Below are 18,508 nucleotides of genomic sequence, written 5' to 3'. Positions count from 1 at the left end.
GTATAAAATATGCCGATATTATATCCGTCAGGGAGTAAGGCCATGAAGGGACTGATTTATTCTTTCATCTTAGCAACCGCGGTTGCCGTCCCCGCCCACGCCCAATCTCCCGGTGGTACGCTCGCCAAGATCCGGGACGCCGGGGAAATCCGGCTCGGCCATCGCGACGTCTCGGTCCCCTTTTCCTATCTCGACGACAACCAGAAACCCGTCGGCTTTGCGATGGACCTCTGTGCACGGATCGTCGATGCCGTGAAGGAAGAGCTCAAGCTTCCGACGCTTCAGACCAGGTTTCAGCCGATCCAGCTCAGCACCCAGATTCCGCTGATCCAGAACGGGACCATCGACATTGTCTGCGGTCCGGCGACCAACACATTGGAGCGCCAGAAAGTGGTGGCCTTCAGTAACACCATCTTCGTCTCGAGCATTCGCGCGGTGGTCAGAAAGGACTCTCCCGTCAAGACCTTCGAGAACTTGAACGACAAGCCTGTCTCGCTGACCACCGGATCAACGTCGATCGGCCTGTTGCTGGCGCGTGGACAGGAGAAGAATTTCCAGGTCAAGCAGGTCCTCTCTCCCGACCACGCGGCATCCTTCCTCGCGTTGACGAGCGGACGCAGCGAGGCATTTGTCATGGATGACATCCTGCTCGCCGGGCTCATCGCCAACAGCCAGACTCCCGACAACTGGCGGATCATCGACGACAGCCTTCGCACCGAGCCTTACGGGCTGATCATCCGCAGGGACGATCCGGAGTTCAAGGGGCTGGTCGACCGGGCGCTGGTCGCCATGATGAAGAGCAATCAGTTCGCGGAGCTCTACGGGAAATGGTTCACGAAACCCATTCCACCCAAGAACGTGAACCTGAACTTCCCCATGCCGGCTTCGCTCAAGGATGCGGTCGCCAAGCCGAACGACAAGGGGGTCTGATCGCGAAACGGTAGCGCGCGGCTCCCGGTCGCACGTTCTTTGCCAAGATTTAATCGCGTGGACGGGACGTCGTAAGGTTGCGGCGTCCATGTTGGATGCAAGGCGACATCTTCCAACATGGACATTTCGACATGAACGATCCCGTCAATTTCGGCACCAAAACCCGTACCATTCTCCGGCCGCGCCGGCTCGCCTTGCTCGGCACTGTAGGCGCGCTGGGCCTTGCCGTGCTGGCCACGGCTCCGGGCACGTCTTTCTTTCATGCTTCCTTGATTGCGCCGGCGCAGGCCGCGGAGACGGCCGCGACGCCAACCGGCTTCGCCGATCTCGTTGCCAAGGTGAAGCCCGCCGTGATCTCGGTGCGGGTGAAGATCGACCAGGACAACGACAAGAGCGCGATGCTGCAGCAGAACCGGATGCAGTCCGACGAGGATACGCCGTTCGACCAGTTCTCGCGACAGTTCGGCTTCCGTTTCCCCAATGGGATGAATGGCATGCCGCACCAGCGCCACCAGATGATCACAGGCGAGGGCTCCGGCTTCTTCATCTCGGCTGACGGCTATGCCGTGACCAACAACCACGTCGTCGACCATGCCGAGTCCGTGCAGGTGACCACCGATGACGGCACGATCTACACCGCGAAGGTGGTCGGCACCGATCCGAAGACCGATCTTGCGCTGATCAAGGTCGAGGGCAAGAGGGACTTTCCGTTCGTCAAATTCTCCGACCAGAAGCCGCGGATCGGTGACTGGGTGGTCGCGGTCGGCAATCCCTTCGGCCTTGGTGGCACGGTGACCGCTGGCATCGTCTCCGCAAGCGGCCGCGACATCGGCAACGGCCCCTATGACGACTTCATCCAGATCGACGCGCCCATCAACAAGGGCAATTCCGGCGGTCCGGCCTTCGACATGAACGGCAACGTGATCGGCGTGAACACTGCGATCTTCTCGCCCTCCGGCGGCTCGGTCGGCATCGGCTTCGACATTCCGGCGGCGACCGCAAAGCTCGTCGTCGCCCAGCTCAAGGACAAGGGCGCGGTCACCCGCGGCTGGCTCGGCGTGCAGGTGCAGCCGGTGACCGCTGATATCGCCGACAGTCTCGGCCTGAAGGAGGCGAGCGGCGCCATTGTCGACAATCCGCAGGACGGCAGCCCCGCGGCGAAGGCCGGCATCGAGGCGGGCGACGTCATCACCGCCGTCAACGGCACTGCGGTCAAGGACTCCCGTGACCTCGCCCGTACCATCGGCACGATGGCGCCAGGCAGCTCGGTGAAGCTCGACGTCTGGCATAAGGGCGAGAGCAAGACGGTGACGCTCGCGCTCGGCGCGCTGCCGAACGAGCGGCAGGCCAACGGAAACGACAAAGCTGATGAAGGCAAGGCCCAGCCGAATGCCGGCACGCCGCGCCTTGGCCTCAGCCTGGCGCCGGCCGGCGACGTGCAGGGTGCAGGCCAGAAGGGCGTTGTCGTCACCGAGGTTGACCCGCAGGGGCCGGCGGCGCAGCGCGGAATCCAGACCGGCGACATCATTCTCAATGTCGGCGGCAAGGCCGTCGCCAATGTCGGCGACGTCCGCTCGGAGCTGATGCAGGCGAAGTCGTCCGGCAAGCGCAGTGTGCTGCTGCAGGTGAAGAGCGCCGACGCCACGCGATTTGTCGCCGTGCCGCTCGCCTGAACGAATCCGATCGTAAAGAGGAGGCGGCCGGACGGCCGCCTCTTTCGTATTCGTCCTGCTCGGTGATGGACGTGGCGCAGGGTCGAAATTCCGGGGCAAGGCGGCGCGGACCGATAACATTCGCGTTAACGGAACCCCTCAGACAGGGTTCCGCCCAAAACAGCACGTTGACTTGAGCGATGATGCGAGCTGCGACCGCGGCTCGCGGGCGAACGACGGTTCTGCAGCGGAACTTCGGTCGAACTGCCGCTTTGTGGAACCGGACTTCTACATAGATCGGTGCCGACAATGGATCGATTGCGGGGCTTCGGCAGGGGCGCGCTGCTGATCGCGCTGGTGGTGCTCAGTACCCACGGCGCGCTGAGCCGCGACGATGGCCGCTACACCGATTCTCCGCTCAAGCCGTGGTTTGACAGCTTGCGCAGCCATCTCGGTCCCTGTTGTTCGGATGCCGATGGTGTCGCCGTCGCCGACCCCGACTGGGAATCGCACAACGGACACTATCGGGTGCGGCTCGAGGGGCAATGGGTCGAGGTGCCGGACGAGGCCGTGATCACCGAGCCAAACCTCGCCGGTCGCACCATGGTGTGGCCGGTCAAGACTGCATTCGGCATCTCGATTCGCTGCTTCATGCCGGGCAGCATGATCTGACAGCGTGATCTGAGCGATTGATCTGAAGGATTGTCGATCTTGGGCGAGGGGCGCGCTGCTCACGCGCCTTGCCGAATCTCGTCTTAGCGTGAGCGCTTCTTCTTTGACGACTTCCGCGTCTTCGATGTCTTCCTCGTGGTCTTCTTCTTCGGGACCTTCTTGCCCTTCTTGCGCGCCTTCGAGAGTCCGATTGCGATCGCCTGCTTGCGGCTCTTCACGCGTCCGCCACGACCGCCGCGGCCGCTCTTCGCGGTACCCTTCTTGTAGCGTCGCACCTCACTTTCGACGTCTTGGCCGGAGCTGCGCGAATAGCGCCGTTTCTTTGCCTTGCGTGCCATGAATGTCCTCCTTCGGCAGAGGGAGAACCGTTCGCGGCAGACATTGGTTCCGAAAGCGTGCGTAAAGCGTCTACAAGCGCAAGCGGCCTAGAACGAATTCGCCAGCTCGATCTCCGCCTCCAGCGCGTGAATGCGTCGTGCGGCTTCGGCGAACGAGAGGTCCCGCGCATATTGTGCGGGCTGGTAGGCCTCTTCGCTCAGCCGTTTCAGCTTGAGCCCCTGAGCCCGCGTCATCTGCTCCGTGAGAAAGATCTTGGCGTCGTATTTACCTTGAAGCTGCATGTCCATTCTCCGTCCTGAATCGTGACTTGACTATATGTTCTTATTTTGTTCTAACAAGCCGTGGACAACAGAATTAATGAAATTCGACGTAAAATCAGTGCCTTGAGGCTGAAGATGGCCGATGTTGAGGCGTCCGTTCGCGAGCTCCTTAATCGCGATCGCGATTGCACTGAACGGGCGCTGGAGCAGATCGGCTTACGGCGGAAGATCAATCTCTTGATCAGCGAGTGGAAGGCGGCCGGCGGCGGAGATGTCTTGCCCGACCTTGCCAACCGAATGCGTCACCGCCCGATGAAGGATGGTAAAGCGGCACGCGCGATTGCGCGCCGTTGAGACTTTGGAGGCGCGCAATGGACGAAGACCCGGACACGTACCGGATTCTGAAACTGCGCGCGGAGATTCTCGAACTGGGCTCCGCTGTCCGCCAATTGCAGCGCGAGGGCCTGGACCATGCGGCGGCCCAGCTCCTGATCTCGCGCAAGCGGGCGCAGCTCGATCAGCTCGTCAAGACAAATCCCGAAAGGCGCCCGGCTTAACATCACTGACATCCGAAGCAGCTAAAGCGTGCGCGCAACGCGACACGTCGGAGTTCGCTGATGCCGGATGCCGAACTGACATCTCTGCTGCAGGCCGTTCTCGACGAGGTCTGCGCCGACGTACCGCTCTCCGCGATCGCGACGCGCGAGCGCGTCGCCGCGAAACTGCGCGAAGCCGTGCAAAGCGATCGTTGCTCGCCGGAGGATTTGAGGCAGGCCGGTCGGGATGCTCTGACCGCAGCGCCGACGATGTGGCGCTGAGAACTCCTGCACATCCATGTGCGCGCCCGATTGGGAACGATGGCTCCATCCGCGATTTCCAGCGCAGCGCCGCTTGAGATGCAGACCGGCTGATTGCTCAACGGGAAAGCCCCGCGTCATCGCGGGGCTTTTGCGTGTCTTTCCGGCAGGAGCTTACTTGGTGTTGCTCATGCCCTTGTTCGTCATGGTGCCGCCTTGGTCGGATCCAGGACCAGAACCGCCTTGGCCGGAGACGTCGCCACCCTTGGACTTCATGTTGGCGCCCGTCGTCTGCGATGACGTCGTCGACGATTGATGTTTGGCCTTGTGCGACTTGGCCTGCGCTGCGAACGGCGCGGCGGCGAGGCCGGTTGCCAACATCACGGCGAGAGCGAGCTTGGTCGTCTTCATGCGTGGGAACTCCCTGAGTTAGATTGACGCAGGCAGCCAACCTCCGCACTTCGCAAGAGTTCCGATCAAAGCGCGTTCGCACCCTCCACGTGCGCTTCAAAATTCCTTGTCCTCGACGAGAATGAACACGGCTCCCGTCAGGGCTGCGCCGATCGCAAATGTCGTCACCAGCGTGATGACGAAGCCGAAAATCGCCGGACTTCCACCATTGTTGAGCAGGGTGGCTACCGCTGGATTCGCCAGTATGAGGATCAGGCCAAAGAGCAGTCCCAGCGCGGCGCCCATCATCGCATGTGTCATCACCTTGATGGCACCGGTGGGGGAAATCAGGCCGGACGGCTTTTTCTTCGTGCGCATGGAACCGCCACCATGAACTGCATGGAAACGCGGCTGATGATCATGGAAACGCGGCTGATGATGGCGAGTTCCCGGCCGATGAACGAAATGTCACGCGAGGCTTCATCCGACGTTCATGCCGGGCTTGCGAGGATGTCCCGGAGAAAGAAAAGGGACATGTGATCATGGGAAAGGTGGTCTATCTGTATCGCTCGCTAGCCTATCGCAACGCGGCCGCCGAAATGCTGCGAAAGGCGCGCAAGCTGCCGCGTGGCGCGGAGCAGCGCGCGGCAAGGCGTTATGCGCAGGCGTTGCGCGATCTGGCCCAAACCGAAGCCTGGCTCGAAGGACGCGTCGCGGACGAACCGCGTCCGGTGCAGCGAATGAGGACGGCCGCCTCGCGCTAACCCGACGCGCGTTGAAGCTGGCCGGAGGGGGCCGCGTCGAGCTGCGCTGGTGAGGTCGACGTTGCAGCCCTCGGCGTCAGCGGTACCTCCAGCCGGCAGAGCAGTCCTTCGGCACGCCAATCGAATTGGGCATGTCCGCCGAGCTGGGATTCGACGCTGGCGAGCAGGCTCCGCGTGCCAAAGCCGCGAGATTTCGGCGTCCTGACCATTGGGCCACCGGATTCCTCCCAGGTCAATGAAAGGACGTCGTTTTCGACCTGCCAGCCGATCGCGAGCCGTCCCGAGCGTGTCGAGAGCGCGCCATACTTCGCTGAATTGGTGAACAGCTCATGCAGCGCCAGCGCCAGCGTCTGTGCGGTGGCAGGCAGCAACTGAACCTCGGGGCCCGCGAGCTTGATCTGCCCGCCGAGCGAGTAGGGCGCGAGCTCCTCCTCGATCAGCTTGGAGAGTTCGGCACCCTGCCAGCTCGACAGCGACAAAATGGTGTGCACGCGCGCCAGTGCATTGATGCGCCCCTCGACCGCGTTGACATAGGCCTTGACCTCGTCGGCGCGGGTGAGGCGCACGATCGACTGCGCCAGCGCCAGAGCATTCTTGGCGCGATGATCGACTTCCCGCGCCAGAAGATTCTGCCGCTCCTCGGCGAGCTTGCGCTCGGTAATGTCGACGGTGACGCCGCTCACGCGCACCACCCGGCCGCTTGCGTCGACCGTCGCGGCCGCCGTGCCGACGCACCAACGCACCTCGCCGTCGGGCCGGCTGACGCGGAACTCGCCCTCATAGGATCGCGCACCGGTGTTGAATGCAGAAATTGCCTGGCGGAACTGATCGACGTCATCGGGGTGGAGCAGGGCCTGGATGTTCGCCGAGCTGACGTTGAACGTCTCTGGCGTTACGCCGAAGATGCGGTACTGGCCTTCGTCCCACATCCAGTCGCCGTTGATCCAGTCCCAGTCCCAGGATCCCATCTTGCCGGCGGCTATGGCCATGCTGCGCCGCTGCTCGCTCTCGCGCAGCTTCGCGGTGGAGTTTTCCAGCTCGGCCGTGCGGGCGCGAACGCGGTCCTCGAGCTCCTGATTCAGCCGCTCGAGCTCGCGCGTCTTGCGGTAGAGCTCGGCAAATACCTTGATCTTGGCGCGCAGCACCTCCGGCACGACGGGCACCGGAACGTAGTCGACCGCACCCATCTCATAGCCGCGCAGCCGGTCGATGTCGGAGACCTGGATCGCCGAGATGAAGATCATCGCGGTCTTCTGAAAGCGCGGATGTTCCCGGATCATCGCGGCAAGCTCGAAGCCGTCGAGCTCAGGCATACAGACGTCGACCAGGATCACTGCGATCTCGGTCTTCAGTAGGACTTCCAGCGCCTCGCGGCCCGACGAGGCGATTACGAGGTTCTCACCGAGGTCCTTCAGGATCACCTCGTAGGCGAGCAGCTTGGCCGGCTGATCGTCGACGAGGAGGATGTTGACCTTTTCGTGGTCCATTCGCGGATCCCACTCAGCGATGCAGCCACATGCGGATCGCAAGCAGCAATTGATCAGTATTGACGGGTTTGGCGAGGTAGTCGGACGCGCCGGCTTCCAGGCATTTCTCGCGGTCGCCTTTCATCGCCTTTGCCGTGAGCGCGATGATCGGCACGCGGGAGAAGGCTGGGTTCTCGCGGATCACGCCGATGGTCTGATAGCCATCCATCTGCGGCATCATGATGTCCATCAGCACGATCGCGATCTCCGGGTTGGAATCGACCAGCGTCACCGCCTCGCTGCCGGTCGTCGCCGTCAGCACTTTCATGCCGCGCCGTTCGAGCACGCTCGACAGCGCGAAGATGTTGCGGGCATCGTCGTCGACGAGCAGCGCGGTCTTGCCGACCAGGTCCTCGTCGGAACTGTTCAGCTTCTCCAGCATGCGCTGCTTTTCGACCGGAAGTTCGGTGATGACGCGGTGAAGGAACAGCGCGGTCTCGTCGAGCAAGCGTTCCGGTGACTCCACGCCCTTGACCACGATGCTGCGCGCCATGGTGTGCAGTTCCGCATCCTCCTCCGCCGAGAGCTCGCGGCCGGTGAATACGACCACGGGGATGTTCGACAGCATTTGGTCGTTGCGGATCTCGTCCAGCACGTCGAAGCCGCTCATGTCGGGCAGCCGCAGGTCCAGCACCACGCAGTCGCAGGGCTGCTCGCGCAGCGTCGAGAGCGCGCCGGCGCCGGTGTCGGTCGCCACGATCTCAATGTCGTCGTGATGCAGGAGCTCGCGGATCGAGAGCTGCTCGGCCTCGTTGTCCTCGACGATCAGGAGCCGCTTGCGCCGCGGCCGTGCATATTCCTTGATCTGTGTCAGCGCGGCGGAGACGCCCTCGGTCGTCGTCGGCTTGTTGACGAAGGAGAAGGCGCCACGAGCCAGCGCATGCTGGCGGTCCTCGTCGAGCGTGATGATCTGCACCGGAATATGGCGCGTCAGAGGGTTGTGCTTGAGCTGGCTCAGCACCGTCCAGCCGAGCATGTCCGGCAGGAACACGTCGAGCGAGACGGCCGTCGGTTGGTACTGCTTGGCAAGCTCGAGCGCCTCGGCACCGCGGGCGGCGACCAGCACCTTGAAGCCCTTGTCGCGGGCGAGGTCGACCAGTACGCGCGCATAGTGCGGATCGTCCTCCACGATCAGCAGGATGGTATCGCCGGGCTCGAGATTGAGCCGGTCGTCGGGAAGCTGCTCGATGGCGCGCTGCTGCTCGGGCGCCGTCGGCTGCAACGCCGGCGGCTGGCTGTATTGTTGCGGTGCAGGCGCGGCAGCGCGCGGCGCCAGCGTCGGGCCAGAATATTTGAGCGGCAAATAGAGCGTGAAGGTCGAGCCCTTGCCGGGCGCGCTGCGCAGGTGGATCTCGCCGCCGAGCAGGCTTGCGAGCTCACGGCTGATCGCAAGGCCAAGGCCGGTGCCGCCGTATTTGCGGCTGGTGCCGGCATCGGCCTGCTGGAACGCCTCGAAGATCAGCTTTTGCTTCTCCAGCGGAATGCCGATGCCGCTATCGGTTACCTCGAACGCGATCACCGCCGGCGCGGCGTTCAACAAGGGATGATCCGTGCTCCAGCCGCCGAGTGCGCCGGCAACCTTCAGCCGCACGCCGCCTTCTGCCGTGAATTTGAAGGCGTTGGAGAGCAGGTTCTTCAAGACCTGCTGCAGGCGCTTGGAGTCGGTGACGATGCTGCGCGCGAGGTTCGAATCGACGTCGATGTTGAACGACAGGTTGCGGTTCTCCGCCTCGTGCCGGAACGGCCGCCCAACCGTCTCGAGCAGGTTCGCGGTGAGAATCTCCTCGGCCTCGACCGTCACCGTGCCGGACTCGATCTTGGAGAGGTCGAGAATGTCGCTGATGAGGTTGAGCAGATCGGTGCCGGCGCCGTGGATGGTGCGGGCGAATTCGACCTGCTTGGGTGAGAGATTGCCGTCCGGATTGTCGGTGAGCTGCTGGCCGAGGATCAGGATCGAGTTCAGCGGCGTGCGCAGCTCGTGGCTCATATTGGCGAGGAATTCGGACTTGTACTTCGATGTCAGCGCGAGCTCGGTCGCCTTTTCCTCGAGCGCGCGGCGGGCCTGCTCGATCTCCTGGTTCTTGCGCTCGACCTCGACGTTGCGCTCGGCGAGCTGCTGCGCCTTCTGCTCGAGCTGGTCGTTGGTCTGTTGCAGCTCGCGCTGCTGGGTCTGGAGTTCGCCGGCGAGCTGTTGAGACTGCTTGAGCAGACCTTCGGTCTGCATCGTCGCCTCGATCGAGTTGAGCACGATGCCGATGGAGTCGGTGAGCTGCTCCAGGAACGTCATCTGCGACGTCGTGAACGAGGTGAGCGAGGCAAGCTCGATCACGGCCTTGACCTGGCCCTCGAACAGCACCGGCAGCACGACGAGATTCTTCGGCGCGACGCGGAACAGCGCCGAGTTGATCGGCACCACGTCGGCGGGAATGTCAGCGACCAAGCGCGGCCGCTTGTCGAGTGCGCACTGGCCGATTAGGCCTTCGCCGAATTGCAACGCGCGTTGATACGGATAGACCCCGTCGCTGGCGTAGGAGGCGAGCAGCAGGAGCTGCGGATTGTCCTCGTTCTCGACCTGGTAGATCACGCCGGTATGCCCGTTCACCAGCGGCGACAGCTCGGTCAGCAGCAACCGGCCGACGGTGGTCAGGTCGCGCTGGCCTTGGAGCATGTTGGTGAATTTGGCGAGATTGGTCTTCAGCCAGTCCTGCTCGGTGTTCACGTCCGTCGTGAGACGAAGGTTCGTGATCATCGTGTTGATGTTGTCTTTCAGCTCCGCGACCTCGCCGCGGGCGTCGACCTGGATCGACCGTGTCAGGTCGCCCTTGGTCACTGCGGTCGCCACCTCCGCGATCGCGCGCACCTGCGAGGTGAGGTTGGCCGCGAGCAGGTTGACGTTGCCGGTGAGATCCTTCCAGGTGCCGGCGGCGCCGGGCACGTTGGCCTGACCGCCGAGCCGGCCTTCGACGCCGACCTCGCGCGCCACCGACGTCACCTGGTCGGCGAAGGTCGCGAGCGTTTCGGTCATGTTGTTGATGGTGTCGGCGAGTGCTGCGACTTCGCCCTTCGATTTCACCGTCAGGTTCTGCTTCAGGTCGCCGTTGGCTACCGCGGTCACGACCTTGACGATGCCACGCACCTGCTCGGTCAGGTTCGCCGCCATGAAGTTGACGGTGTCGGTCAGATCCTTCCAGGTGCCGGCAACGCCGGGCACCTGCGCCTGGCCGCCGAGCTTGCCCTCGGTGCCGACCTCGCGGGCAACGCGCGTCACTTCGCCGGCGAACGCATTGAGCTGGTCCACCATCGTGTTGATGGTGTTCTTCAGCTCGAGGATTTCACCCTTCACATCGACCGTGATCTTGCGAGACAAGTCGCCGCGTGCCACGGCGGTGGTGACCTCGGCGATGTTGCGGACCTGCGTGGTAAGATTCGCGGCGAGCAGGTTGACGTTGTCGGTGAGGTCCTTCCAGGTGCCGCCGACGCCGGGCACGACGGCCTGGCCGCCGAGGCGGCCTTCAGTGCCGACCTCGCGGGCGACGCGCGTCACTTCGGCGGCGAAGGAGCGGAGCTGCTCGACCATCGTGTTCAGCGTGTCCTTCAGCAGAAGGATTTCGCCGCGCACGTCCACGGTGATCTTCTTGGACAGGTCGCCGCCGGCGATCGCGGTCGCGACCTCGGCGATGTTGCGGACCTGGGCCGTCAAGTTCGAGGCCATGAAGTTCACGTTGTCGGTGAGGTCCTTCCAGGTGCCGGCGACGCCAGGCACCTCGGCCTGGCCGCCGAGCTTGCCTTCGGTACCGACCTCGCGGGCAACGCGCGTCACCTCGCCGGCAAAGCCGTTGAGCTGGTCCACCATCGTGTTGATGGTGTTCTTCAGCTCCAGGATTTCGCCGCGCACGTCGACGGTGATCTTGCGCGACAGGTCGCCGCGCGCCACGGCGGTCGTCACCTCGGCGATGTTGCGGACCTGGGCGGTGAGGTTGCCCGCCATCGAGTTCACGCTATCGGTGAGATCCTTCCAGGTGCCGGCGACGCCCGGCACGTTGGCTTGGCCGCCGAGACGACCCTCGGTGCCGACCTCGCGCGCCACGCGCGTCACCTCGCCTGCGAAGCGGTTGAGCTGGTCGACCATCGTGTTCAGCGTGTCCTTGAGCTGAAGGATTTCGCCGCGTACGTCCACGGTGATCTTGCGGGACAGGTCGCCGCCGGCGATCGCTGTTGCGACCTCGGCGATGTTGCGGACCTGGGCGGTGAGGTTGCCCGCCATCGAGTTCACGGAGTCGGTGAGGTCCTTCCAGGTGCCGGCGACGCCGGGCACCTCGGCCTGGCCGCCGAGCTTGCCTTCGGTGCCGACCTCGCGAGCAACGCGCGTCACTTCGCCGGCAAAAGCGTTGAGCTGGTCGACCATGGTGTTCAGCGTTTCCTTCAACTGAAGGATCTCGCCCGACACGTTCACGGTGATCTTCTTCGACAGGTCGCCCTTCGCCACGGCGGTCGCGACCTCGGCGATGTTGCGGACCTGGCCGGTCAGGTTCGAGGCCATCGAGTTGACCGAGTCGGTCAAGTCCTTCCAGGTGCCGGCGACGCCGCGCACCTGAGCCTGACCACCGAGCTTGCCTTCGGTGCCGACCTCGCGTGCGACGCGCGTGACTTCGCCGGCGAAGGCGTTGAGCTGGTCCACCATCGTGTTGATCGTGTCCTTCAGCTCCAGGATCTCGCCGCGCACGTCCACGGTGATCTTCTTGGAGAGGTCGCCGCCTGCGACTGCCGTCGTCACCTCGGCGATGTTGCGGACCTGCGCGGTGAGGTTCGAGGCCATCGAGTTGACGCTCTCGGTGAGGTCCTTCCAGGTGCCGGCAACGCCGAGCACGTTGGCCTGGCCGCCGAGCCGTCCGTCGGTGCCGACCTCACGCGCGACGCGCGTGACTTCGCCGGCAAAGGCGTTGAGCTGGTCGACCATCGTGTTCAGCGTTTCCTTCAACTGAAGGATTTCGCCCGACACGTTCACGGTGATCTTCTTGGAGAGGTCGCCGCCGGCGATCGCGGTGGCGACGTCGGCGATGTTGCGGACCTGGGCGGTCAGGTTCGACGCCATGAAATTGACGTTGTCGGTGAGGTCCTTCCAGGTGCCGGCGACGCCGGGAACCTGCGCCTGGCCGCCGAGCTTGCCTTCGGTGCCGACCTCGCGTGCGACGCGCGTGACTTCCGACGCGAACGAGTTGAGCTGGTCCACCATGGTATTGATGGTGTCCTTCAGCTCCAGGATCTCGCCGCGCACGTCGACGGTGATCTTGCGGGACAAGTCGCCGCGCGCCACGGCCGTGGTGACGTTGGCGATGTTGCGCACTTGCGCGGTCAGGTTGCCGCACATCGCGTTCACGGAGTCGGTGAGGTCCTTCCAGGTGCCGGCGACGCCGGGCACGATTGCCTGGCCGCCGAGCTTGCCGTCGGTGCCGACCTCACGCGCGACGCGCGTGACTTCGGAGGCGAAGGAGCGGAGCTGGTCCACCATCGTGTTGATGGCTTCCTTGAGCTGAAGAATCTCGCCGCGGACGTCGACGGTGATCTTCTTGGACAAGTCGCCGTTGGCGACCGCGATCGTCACCTCGGCGATGTTGCGAACCTGGTTGGTCAGGTTGTTCGCCATCGAGTTGACGCTCTCGGTCAGGTCCTTCCAGACGCCGGTCACTTCTGGCACCTGCGCCTGGCCGCCGAGCTTGCCTTCGGTGCCGACCTCGCGCGCCACGCGCGTCACCTCCGAGGTGAACACGCCGAGCTGCTTGATCATGGTGTTGACGATGGTCGCCGACTGCAAAAATTCGCCGCGCAGCGGGCGGCCTTCGACGTCGAGCTTGACGGTCTGTAGCAGGTCGCCTTGTGCAACCGCCGCGACCGCGCGCGTTACCTCGCGCGTCGGCCACAACAGGTCGTCGATGAGCGTGTTGACCGAACCTTCCATGTCGGCCCAGGAGCCGCTGGCGAGACCAAATTTCACGCGTTGGCGCGTCTTGCCTTCGCGCCCCACCACTTGCCCGACCAGTTCGAGCTGCTGCGCCATGCGCTGGTTGGCAGCAATGATTTCATTAAGAGTGTCGGCGATTTTGCCGTCGATGCCGAGATAGTCGCCGCTCATTCGCACCGAGAAATCGCCGCTGCGCACGGCCTGCAGCGCGAGCAGCAATTCCTGCCGAGAGTCGGGCTCCGAGGTGCCGTTGGACGTCCGTTTCGGGGTGCGACGACCGGACCGTGATGTAGCTCCGGGATCAAGGTCGCTCATTCTCAATTCCCCCCGCCGGTTACGTCGCCGAATCCGGTCCAGACGCAGTATCCGAAATAGAACGTCAGCCAAATTCCAAATCAAGCAGCAACCTTGCGTCGCAGGAAAATGGAACCTGCCTCGCTCAGCCCGGTGAAATTAACGGCTGTCCGCATAATTGGTTCCTTCCCGGTTCCAACAAAAATCGGCCCTCGGACCGGAGCCCGCCCGGGCTGCCGCGTTCGGAACGTAGGAACAGGGGCTGCTGTTAGCCCGCAAGATAAAGGGAGAGCTCGTATGAAAGCCGGATTTTCCGCTCTCGTCCTTACGTTGCTTGCCGCCGGATCGGTGCTCGCGCAGGGCACACCCAGCGGTCGCGGTGCCACGACCGGCGATCCCGCCGCCAGCTCTGCGACCCCGCGGGCGGAATCCCCGACCACCGGCGCAGTGACCAAGCCGAGTCGAAGCGGCAGCGGCACTTCGACGTCCGGCGGCAAGGATGACAATGCCGATCAGGGCCGGGACAAGATGCCCGAGACCGACCGTAGGATGCGGCCGGAGAGCCAGCAGCATCATCCGCAGGATAAATAGATCTGTTACTTGTCGGCCATGGTGCGCTCCGCGTCTTTTAGCTGCGAACGCAGGATCGGCAGGTGCTCGCGGGCGAAGATTGCAAGCGCAGTATTGTCGGGCGCCCGCAGATAGTGCTCGAGCAGGGCGAGGGCGGATTCATATTCAGGGATTTGGGCCGCGTAGAAACTTCTGACGTAGGCGGGTCCGTCTGAATTTTCGGGCGCGGCCAGGCTTGCACCGGCGAGCGTTGTCTTGCCGACGTGCGGCTCGGCGCCGATCGTCTGTTGAATGTCCTTCAGGGTCCTGTCGCGCTTGGTCGCCTCTTCGGCGCGCAGCGCAGCGAGATTTTTGACCTCTGCGTTGCCCTTCAGATCGGTACTCTCCAGGAGACCCTGCTGGAAGCGGCTGAATGCGTAGAGACCGCTGATGACGTCGGTTGCAGTCGGCGTGCGATCGCCGCGCATCCGCTCGCCGGTGCTGTCGGCGAACACCGCAGTGCTGAAGAACAGCAGGACTATCGCAAGGAGAATTCGCATGGATGTCTAATGACGCGTCTCGCGCGAAGTTCCCGCAAACGTTACGATCCGGTAAGACCCGTTGCGGAGCATGGGTTCCGTGCCCACGTGCTTTCCATGAAGCAATCCGACATTTTCAGAGATAACGCCGAGAACTGCCTGCATCTTGCCGAGCGTGCGGAAGGACAACCCGCCCATAAGCGCTATACGCGCATGGCGGAGGCCTGGATGGCGCTGGCCGAAGAGCAGGATTGGCTCGATGGCGAAATCCCGCCCGTGACGGTCCGCGTCCCCCGAAAGCAGGATGCCTGAGCGCTCTCGTTTTCGTGAATCTGCGTGTGAGACCGCGCACGGAGTGACGGCGACCAACCGACAATCATCGTGGAATGGTCGATCGCGTTGATTTTTCGACTCCAGAAGGAGGATTTCCTTATGGCTCCACGTCTGGCCCTTCTCTCCCTCGTTCTCGCCTTTGGCGTCTCGGTCGCCTTCGCGACGGTAACGACGGTCCGGCAGATGCATCTGGCGCATACGCCTGCGCCGGTGCACGCGGTGCATAGTTAGCGCGGCGAAGGGCGTGACCGGAACCTTCGACGCCCCGGCGCGTAGGGCGCTGCAAGAGATCAGCAGAGACGAGAGAGAACATCATGGCGCATTCCGACCACGGCATCGTCAAGGACAAGAGGGCGGAGGATCAGCCGCGCGATAAGCAGCGCGCACAGACTGTGCACAAGTCCGATCCCAAGTCCGATCCAAAGGGTTCGCCGTCGCGCGAGGCGACACGCGATCCCAAGCTCAATGACAACAACAGGACACCGGGCTCAGGCATGTCGTCGGATGATTCGGGCGACGCGCCGACTGGCTAGTTGCGAGGAACAATTACGCGCATCAGGAGTCGACTGATTGCTTCCGGCTGTCATGCCCCCGGTGCTCCGGAAGCAATCTCCAAGGGCGGCCCTGGCACTCCCGGTGCCGGGGCCGTTTGGTTAAGCGCTCCTATTCGTGGGCTCCGTCTCAGGCGGACTCGTCGTTACTGTCGTGATCGCCATTGGCCGGCGTGTGTCCTTCGGGGCCTCGGCCGAACACCCCAAAATCACTCGACTTGGTGCCCGCCGCCGCATCGACGCTGGCGGCGGCAAGTCCGAACTTGAGCAACTCGCGGACGGCGGCCGCGCGGGTCGGCATGCGATGCTTGAACCGGAAGTCGTCGATGGCGGCCAGCTCGTCCGGCGAGAGCATGACCTGAAGACGGTCGGCGCGAAGATCGTTCATCGTCAATCACGCAAAATGTGCGGGTTGAGTGGTTTACTCAACCAACCAATTTGGCCGGAGTTCCACAGGATACGATAGCGATGCTAAATTAGTAAAAAATAAAAGGAAAATCAATAACTTAAGATATTGCAACACAGGAGAGGGGAGGTGCATCTTTTGGGGTAACGGGAGAGATGTGATGACGGAAGAAGTCAGGTTACCCCGCAAGCTTTCCGACGAACCGGAAGCGCCGAAGCCGCTACGTGAAAGCCATCGAAAGGTCATCGAGCAATTGGAGCGCTGGGCCAACAGTCCCGGTCTGCAGCCCCCGAGGACACGAGATGAGACAGCGGTCTGAGCCACACACATTCGAGCAGCGTCTTGACGCGCAGCGGCAACGGCTCGAGCGCAAGCTTGCGAGCCTGCCACTGGGGAAGGAGCGGGACGCCGCGGCGAGGCGGATCGAGCAGCTCCAGGCTGCGGCGGAGATGCATAAATTCCTGTCGCTACGGGGACAGGCGAGGGTTGTCCGCTGATCGGGACCAATGGTTCGATCGGCGCGGATGATGGGAGACGGTACGCAGTTTTCGCCTGAGCCACCAGGCCGTCACCGAAACCGCGGCCCAGGTCGACAGGGCGGCAACGAAGGCACCGGCGATGCTCGCCGTGACGGTGATGTGGAAAACAGCGGCAAATGCGACGAGACCGATACTGCCGAGGGCCGCACCCGCGGCATCGAGCGCCGCCGCCTTCTGTCCGCGGCGCCGTCCGCTGAGCCCGGCCTTCTCCTTCGCGCGCCGCTCATGGCTTTCGATCAATGTCGCGCTGGCACAGAAGATGGCGGGAAGCGCGAGGAACAGCCCGCCCACCGACACGCCGAACCGCGCGCCGACTGCACCGGCGAGGATCGTCGCCAGCCCACCGAGTACGAAGCGAGTGGCGTATTCGTACCAATGAGTCTGCTTCAGCGACGACGATGACAGCTTGACGAGCATCAGGCGGCGCCTCCGAAGCCGGCGAGCAGGCCGAAGGCGATCGCAAGCCACACGGCAAAGGCGGCGATGGTGGCGGGCAGCGCAGGGAGGCGAAATCGCATCAGCAACTGGCACACGACGCGGCAGTAGCAGGCGAGCGCCACGGCGCCATAGATCATGGTCCAGCTTTCGGCCGCCGCGTAGCCTGCGCCATGATGGACGACCGCGATGCCGAGCGTCGCCAACGCGACCGAGGGCGCCGCGCCGAGCAGGCCCGCGAAGCTCTTGGGTCTGAGCATATCGCCGAGGATCGCAAAAGCGGAGACAATCACGCCACCGGCGATGAAGCGTAAGAGATATTCGGTCATGGTCTTGCTCGCGGAATAGGGTGCTCGCGGCGCGGCCTCGTCAGCGTCCAGGGTCGCAGCAGCCTTTCGACGACGATGCCGAGTGCAAAGCCGGCGACCACGTCGCTCGTCCAGTGTGCGAGCAGCGTGACGCGCGTCAGCGAGAGCCCTACCGCAACGGTGCGGACCAGTCGGCGCGGTCCTGTTGGAAGCAGGCCGGCGGCAGAAGCGAGTGCACCCATGTGTACGGCATGACCGGAGGGAAATGCATCGCGGGATCGTCCGGAGAAGGGAACACCGCGCAAATGGGCACGAACCATCAGCCGGTCCGGCCTGGTCTGATCGAACACGGACTTCAGCACGTGCGGCAGCACCGTTGCCGCCAATGAAACCGTCAGGACGTGATTTGCAACGGGACGATCGTCTGGACGACGGAGCTGGGTGTAGAGCCAACCCGCTGCGGCCGACGCGAGCAGCACATGCTCGTCGGCGGCCCATGTCAGCGTCTGGGCGGTGCGCTCGAGCCTTGAGTTGGTGTGGTCCGCGATCTCATTCGCGATCACACTATCAATCCGAGTGGGTTTGACTGTTGCGAGCGCCATCGGTCTGCGGTCGGCGAAATATCCTCCATGACGATTTTGTAAACCCGGGAGACAATGATCGTTCCCAGGCGGGCGGGCTGCGTATTCGGCTTACCTGTTCGATTGGCCGACGGTCGGCGCCTTGCCAAGCTCCTTGGCCATGTCGAGGTGATGCTTCAGTGCCGGCAGCGTCTTGCCGGCCCAGTCCTTCAATTCGGCATTGTCGCCGCCCTTGGCGTAGCGGTCGAACAGCGAGACCGCGTCCTCGTGCGCGCTGACCTGATAGGAATCGTAGTCAGAGCTGAAATCCTTACCCGTCGCGCTCTTGAGCTTGTCGAGCTTGCTCTGGTGCGAGCTGTCGAGCGTCGTCGGCAGCGTTGCCTGGATCTTACCGTTGCCGATCAGGCCCTTTAGTTCGCTGCTGGTCTTGGTGTGGTCGGTCACCATCTGCTGTGCGAAGGATTTCTCCTGCGCATTGCCCTTCTGCTCGGCGAGCTTGCTCGACTCGATCTCGAAGACGTCGCTGATCGCGACCTCGTTGACGAAGTCGGTGGTGGTCGGCGCGACGCCGAGCGCCGAATTGACGCCAGTCTTTTCGCCGAGCGACTGGGCGAGCACCGGGCTGGCGAGAAGCACGCAGCTCAAGGCAATGATGGTTCGTTTCATGGCTCGATCCTTCCACGG

24 protein-coding genes are annotated in these 18,508 nt (G+C 63.4%); 12 read left to right on the top strand and 12 right to left on the bottom strand.

Annotation, left to right across the window (positions count from 1 at the left end):
- Positions 1 to 42 precede the first annotated feature (42 nt).
- From MTR72_RS05320 to MTR72_RS05310, 3 genes are all read left to right on the top strand, one after another.
- Positions 43 to 930: a transporter substrate-binding domain-containing protein gene (locus MTR72_RS05320; RefSeq protein WP_280965379.1), complete on the top strand. Its 888-nt coding sequence runs from the start codon at positions 43 to 45 to the stop codon at positions 928 to 930.
- Positions 931 to 1,061: 131 nt separating this feature from the next.
- Positions 1,062 to 2,603 (top strand): Do family serine endopeptidase, encoded by a 1,542-nt coding sequence (locus tag MTR72_RS05315; protein WP_280965378.1) that lies wholly within the window; start codon positions 1,062 to 1,064, stop codon positions 2,601 to 2,603.
- A 288-nt stretch (positions 2,604 to 2,891) separates the two neighbouring features.
- Positions 2,892 to 3,254, top strand: coding sequence for a hypothetical protein (locus tag MTR72_RS05310; RefSeq protein ID WP_280965377.1), 363 nt, complete (start codon positions 2,892 to 2,894; stop codon positions 3,252 to 3,254).
- Positions 3,255 to 3,337: 83 nt separating this feature from the next.
- Here MTR72_RS05310 and MTR72_RS05305 read toward each other — a convergent pair whose 3' ends face one another.
- Together MTR72_RS05305 and MTR72_RS05300 are read right to left on the bottom strand one after the other, a co-directional pair.
- Positions 3,338 to 3,592, bottom strand: coding sequence for a DUF6496 domain-containing protein (locus MTR72_RS05305; protein ID WP_280965376.1), 255 nt, complete (start codon positions 3,590 to 3,592; stop codon positions 3,338 to 3,340).
- 87 nt (positions 3,593 to 3,679) lie between these two features.
- Positions 3,680 to 3,874 carry a DUF3072 domain-containing protein gene (locus MTR72_RS05300; RefSeq protein ID WP_280965375.1) on the bottom strand — a complete coding sequence of 65 codons (195 nt, stop codon included), beginning with the start codon at positions 3,872 to 3,874 and terminating at the stop codon, positions 3,680 to 3,682.
- A gap of 114 nt (positions 3,875 to 3,988) precedes the next feature.
- Here MTR72_RS05300 and MTR72_RS05295 point away from each other — a divergent pair, with 114 nt between their 5' ends.
- The 3 genes from MTR72_RS05295 to MTR72_RS05285 are packed head-to-tail and all read left to right on the top strand — an operon-like array spanning position 3,989 to position 4,671.
- Complete coding sequence (locus MTR72_RS05295; protein WP_280971047.1) at positions 3,989 to 4,207, top strand: hypothetical protein; 219 nt, start codon at positions 3,989 to 3,991, stop codon at positions 4,205 to 4,207.
- A gap of 17 nt (positions 4,208 to 4,224) precedes the next feature.
- The gene (locus MTR72_RS05290) at positions 4,225 to 4,410 is read left to right on the top strand and encodes a hypothetical protein (protein ID WP_280965374.1); all 186 of its coding nucleotides are present in this window, start codon (positions 4,225 to 4,227) and stop codon (positions 4,408 to 4,410) included.
- Positions 4,411 to 4,470: 60 nt separating this feature from the next.
- On the top strand, positions 4,471 to 4,671 hold the full coding sequence (locus tag MTR72_RS05285) for a hypothetical protein (RefSeq protein ID WP_280965373.1): 201 nt from the start codon (positions 4,471 to 4,473) through the stop codon (positions 4,669 to 4,671).
- Between the two features lie 153 nt (positions 4,672 to 4,824).
- Here the strand turns inward: MTR72_RS05285 and MTR72_RS05280 are convergent, their stop codons facing one another.
- Both MTR72_RS05280 and MTR72_RS05275 read right to left on the bottom strand, forming a co-directional pair.
- Entirely contained in the window at positions 4,825 to 5,061 is a 237-nt protein-coding gene (locus MTR72_RS05280) for a hypothetical protein (protein WP_280965372.1), read from the bottom strand.
- 96 nt (positions 5,062 to 5,157) lie between these two features.
- Complete coding sequence (locus MTR72_RS05275; RefSeq protein WP_280965371.1) at positions 5,158 to 5,418, bottom strand: hypothetical protein; 261 nt, start codon at positions 5,416 to 5,418, stop codon at positions 5,158 to 5,160.
- Between the two features lie 164 nt (positions 5,419 to 5,582).
- Here MTR72_RS05275 and MTR72_RS05270 point away from each other — a divergent pair, with 164 nt between their 5' ends.
- On the top strand, positions 5,583 to 5,804 hold the full coding sequence (locus tag MTR72_RS05270) for a hypothetical protein (RefSeq protein WP_280965370.1): 222 nt from the start codon (positions 5,583 to 5,585) through the stop codon (positions 5,802 to 5,804).
- Here MTR72_RS05270 and MTR72_RS05265 read toward each other — a convergent pair.
- Together MTR72_RS05265 and MTR72_RS05260 are read right to left on the bottom strand one after the other, a co-directional pair.
- Positions 5,801 to 7,291, bottom strand: a complete 1,491-nt coding sequence (locus tag MTR72_RS05265; protein ID WP_280965369.1) for an HWE histidine kinase domain-containing protein — start codon at positions 7,289 to 7,291, stop codon at positions 5,801 to 5,803. The two genes, MTR72_RS05270 and MTR72_RS05265, sit on opposite strands and share 4 nt — an antisense overlap.
- A gap of 13 nt (positions 7,292 to 7,304) precedes the next feature.
- Entirely contained in the window at positions 7,305 to 13,604 is a 6,300-nt protein-coding gene (locus MTR72_RS05260) for a HAMP domain-containing protein (RefSeq protein ID WP_280965368.1), read from the bottom strand.
- A gap of 276 nt (positions 13,605 to 13,880) precedes the next feature.
- Between MTR72_RS05260 and MTR72_RS05255 the strand changes: the two genes are divergently transcribed.
- Positions 13,881 to 14,174, top strand: coding sequence for a hypothetical protein (locus tag MTR72_RS05255; protein ID WP_280965367.1), 294 nt, complete (start codon positions 13,881 to 13,883; stop codon positions 14,172 to 14,174).
- A 5-nt stretch (positions 14,175 to 14,179) separates the two neighbouring features.
- Here the strand turns inward: MTR72_RS05255 and MTR72_RS05250 are convergent, their stop codons facing one another.
- The gene (locus MTR72_RS05250) at positions 14,180 to 14,692 is read right to left on the bottom strand and encodes a DUF4142 domain-containing protein (RefSeq protein ID WP_280965366.1); all 513 of its coding nucleotides are present in this window, start codon (positions 14,690 to 14,692) and stop codon (positions 14,180 to 14,182) included.
- Between the two features lie 96 nt (positions 14,693 to 14,788).
- Between MTR72_RS05250 and MTR72_RS05245 the strand changes: the two genes are divergently transcribed.
- The 3 genes from MTR72_RS05245 (at position 14,789) to MTR72_RS05235 (ending at position 15,537) form a co-directional block, all read left to right on the top strand.
- Positions 14,789 to 14,983: a hypothetical protein gene (locus MTR72_RS05245; RefSeq protein ID WP_280971046.1), complete on the top strand. Its 195-nt coding sequence runs from the start codon at positions 14,789 to 14,791 to the stop codon at positions 14,981 to 14,983.
- A 120-nt stretch (positions 14,984 to 15,103) separates the two neighbouring features.
- Positions 15,104 to 15,235, top strand: a complete 132-nt coding sequence (locus MTR72_RS05240) for a hypothetical protein (RefSeq protein ID WP_280965365.1) — start codon at positions 15,104 to 15,106, stop codon at positions 15,233 to 15,235.
- Positions 15,236 to 15,318: 83 nt separating this feature from the next.
- On the top strand, positions 15,319 to 15,537 hold the full coding sequence (locus tag MTR72_RS05235) for a hypothetical protein (protein WP_341510148.1): 219 nt from the start codon (positions 15,319 to 15,321) through the stop codon (positions 15,535 to 15,537).
- Positions 15,538 to 15,685: 148 nt separating this feature from the next.
- Here the strand turns inward: MTR72_RS05235 and MTR72_RS05230 are convergent, their stop codons facing one another.
- Positions 15,686 to 15,943: a hypothetical protein gene (locus MTR72_RS05230; RefSeq protein ID WP_280965362.1), complete on the bottom strand. Its 258-nt coding sequence runs from the start codon at positions 15,941 to 15,943 to the stop codon at positions 15,686 to 15,688.
- 320 nt (positions 15,944 to 16,263) lie between these two features.
- Between MTR72_RS05230 and MTR72_RS05225 the strand changes: the two genes are divergently transcribed.
- Complete coding sequence (locus tag MTR72_RS05225; RefSeq protein WP_280965361.1) at positions 16,264 to 16,458, top strand: hypothetical protein; 195 nt, start codon at positions 16,264 to 16,266, stop codon at positions 16,456 to 16,458.
- On the opposite strand, the gene MTR72_RS05220 is transcribed toward MTR72_RS05225, so the two are convergent.
- From MTR72_RS05220 to MTR72_RS05205, 4 genes are all read right to left on the bottom strand, one after another.
- Positions 16,429 to 16,917 carry a hypothetical protein gene (locus MTR72_RS05220; protein WP_280965360.1) on the bottom strand — a complete coding sequence of 163 codons (489 nt, stop codon included), beginning with the start codon at positions 16,915 to 16,917 and terminating at the stop codon, positions 16,429 to 16,431. The two genes, MTR72_RS05225 and MTR72_RS05220, sit on opposite strands and share 30 nt — an antisense overlap.
- Entirely contained in the window at positions 16,917 to 17,264 is a 348-nt protein-coding gene (locus tag MTR72_RS05215; protein WP_280965359.1) for a DUF3147 family protein, read from the bottom strand. Before MTR72_RS05215 ends, MTR72_RS05220 begins: the two co-directional genes overlap by 1 nt.
- On the bottom strand, positions 17,261 to 17,845 hold the full coding sequence (locus tag MTR72_RS05210) for a phosphatase PAP2 family protein (protein ID WP_280965358.1): 585 nt from the start codon (positions 17,843 to 17,845) through the stop codon (positions 17,261 to 17,263). Before MTR72_RS05210 ends, MTR72_RS05215 begins: the two co-directional genes overlap by 4 nt.
- 90 nt (positions 17,846 to 17,935) lie before the next feature.
- Positions 17,936 to 18,490, bottom strand: a complete 555-nt coding sequence (locus tag MTR72_RS05205) for a DUF4142 domain-containing protein (RefSeq protein ID WP_280965357.1) — start codon at positions 18,488 to 18,490, stop codon at positions 17,936 to 17,938.
- Positions 18,491 to 18,508: the final 18 nt, after the last annotated feature.

The organism is Bradyrhizobium sp. ISRA442 (genome assembly GCF_038085055.1).
Taxonomy (GTDB): Bacteria; Pseudomonadota; Alphaproteobacteria; order Rhizobiales; family Xanthobacteraceae; genus Bradyrhizobium.
The sequence above is the reverse complement of the archived record's forward strand: the minus strand, read 5'-3'. Positions and strand labels throughout refer to the sequence as shown.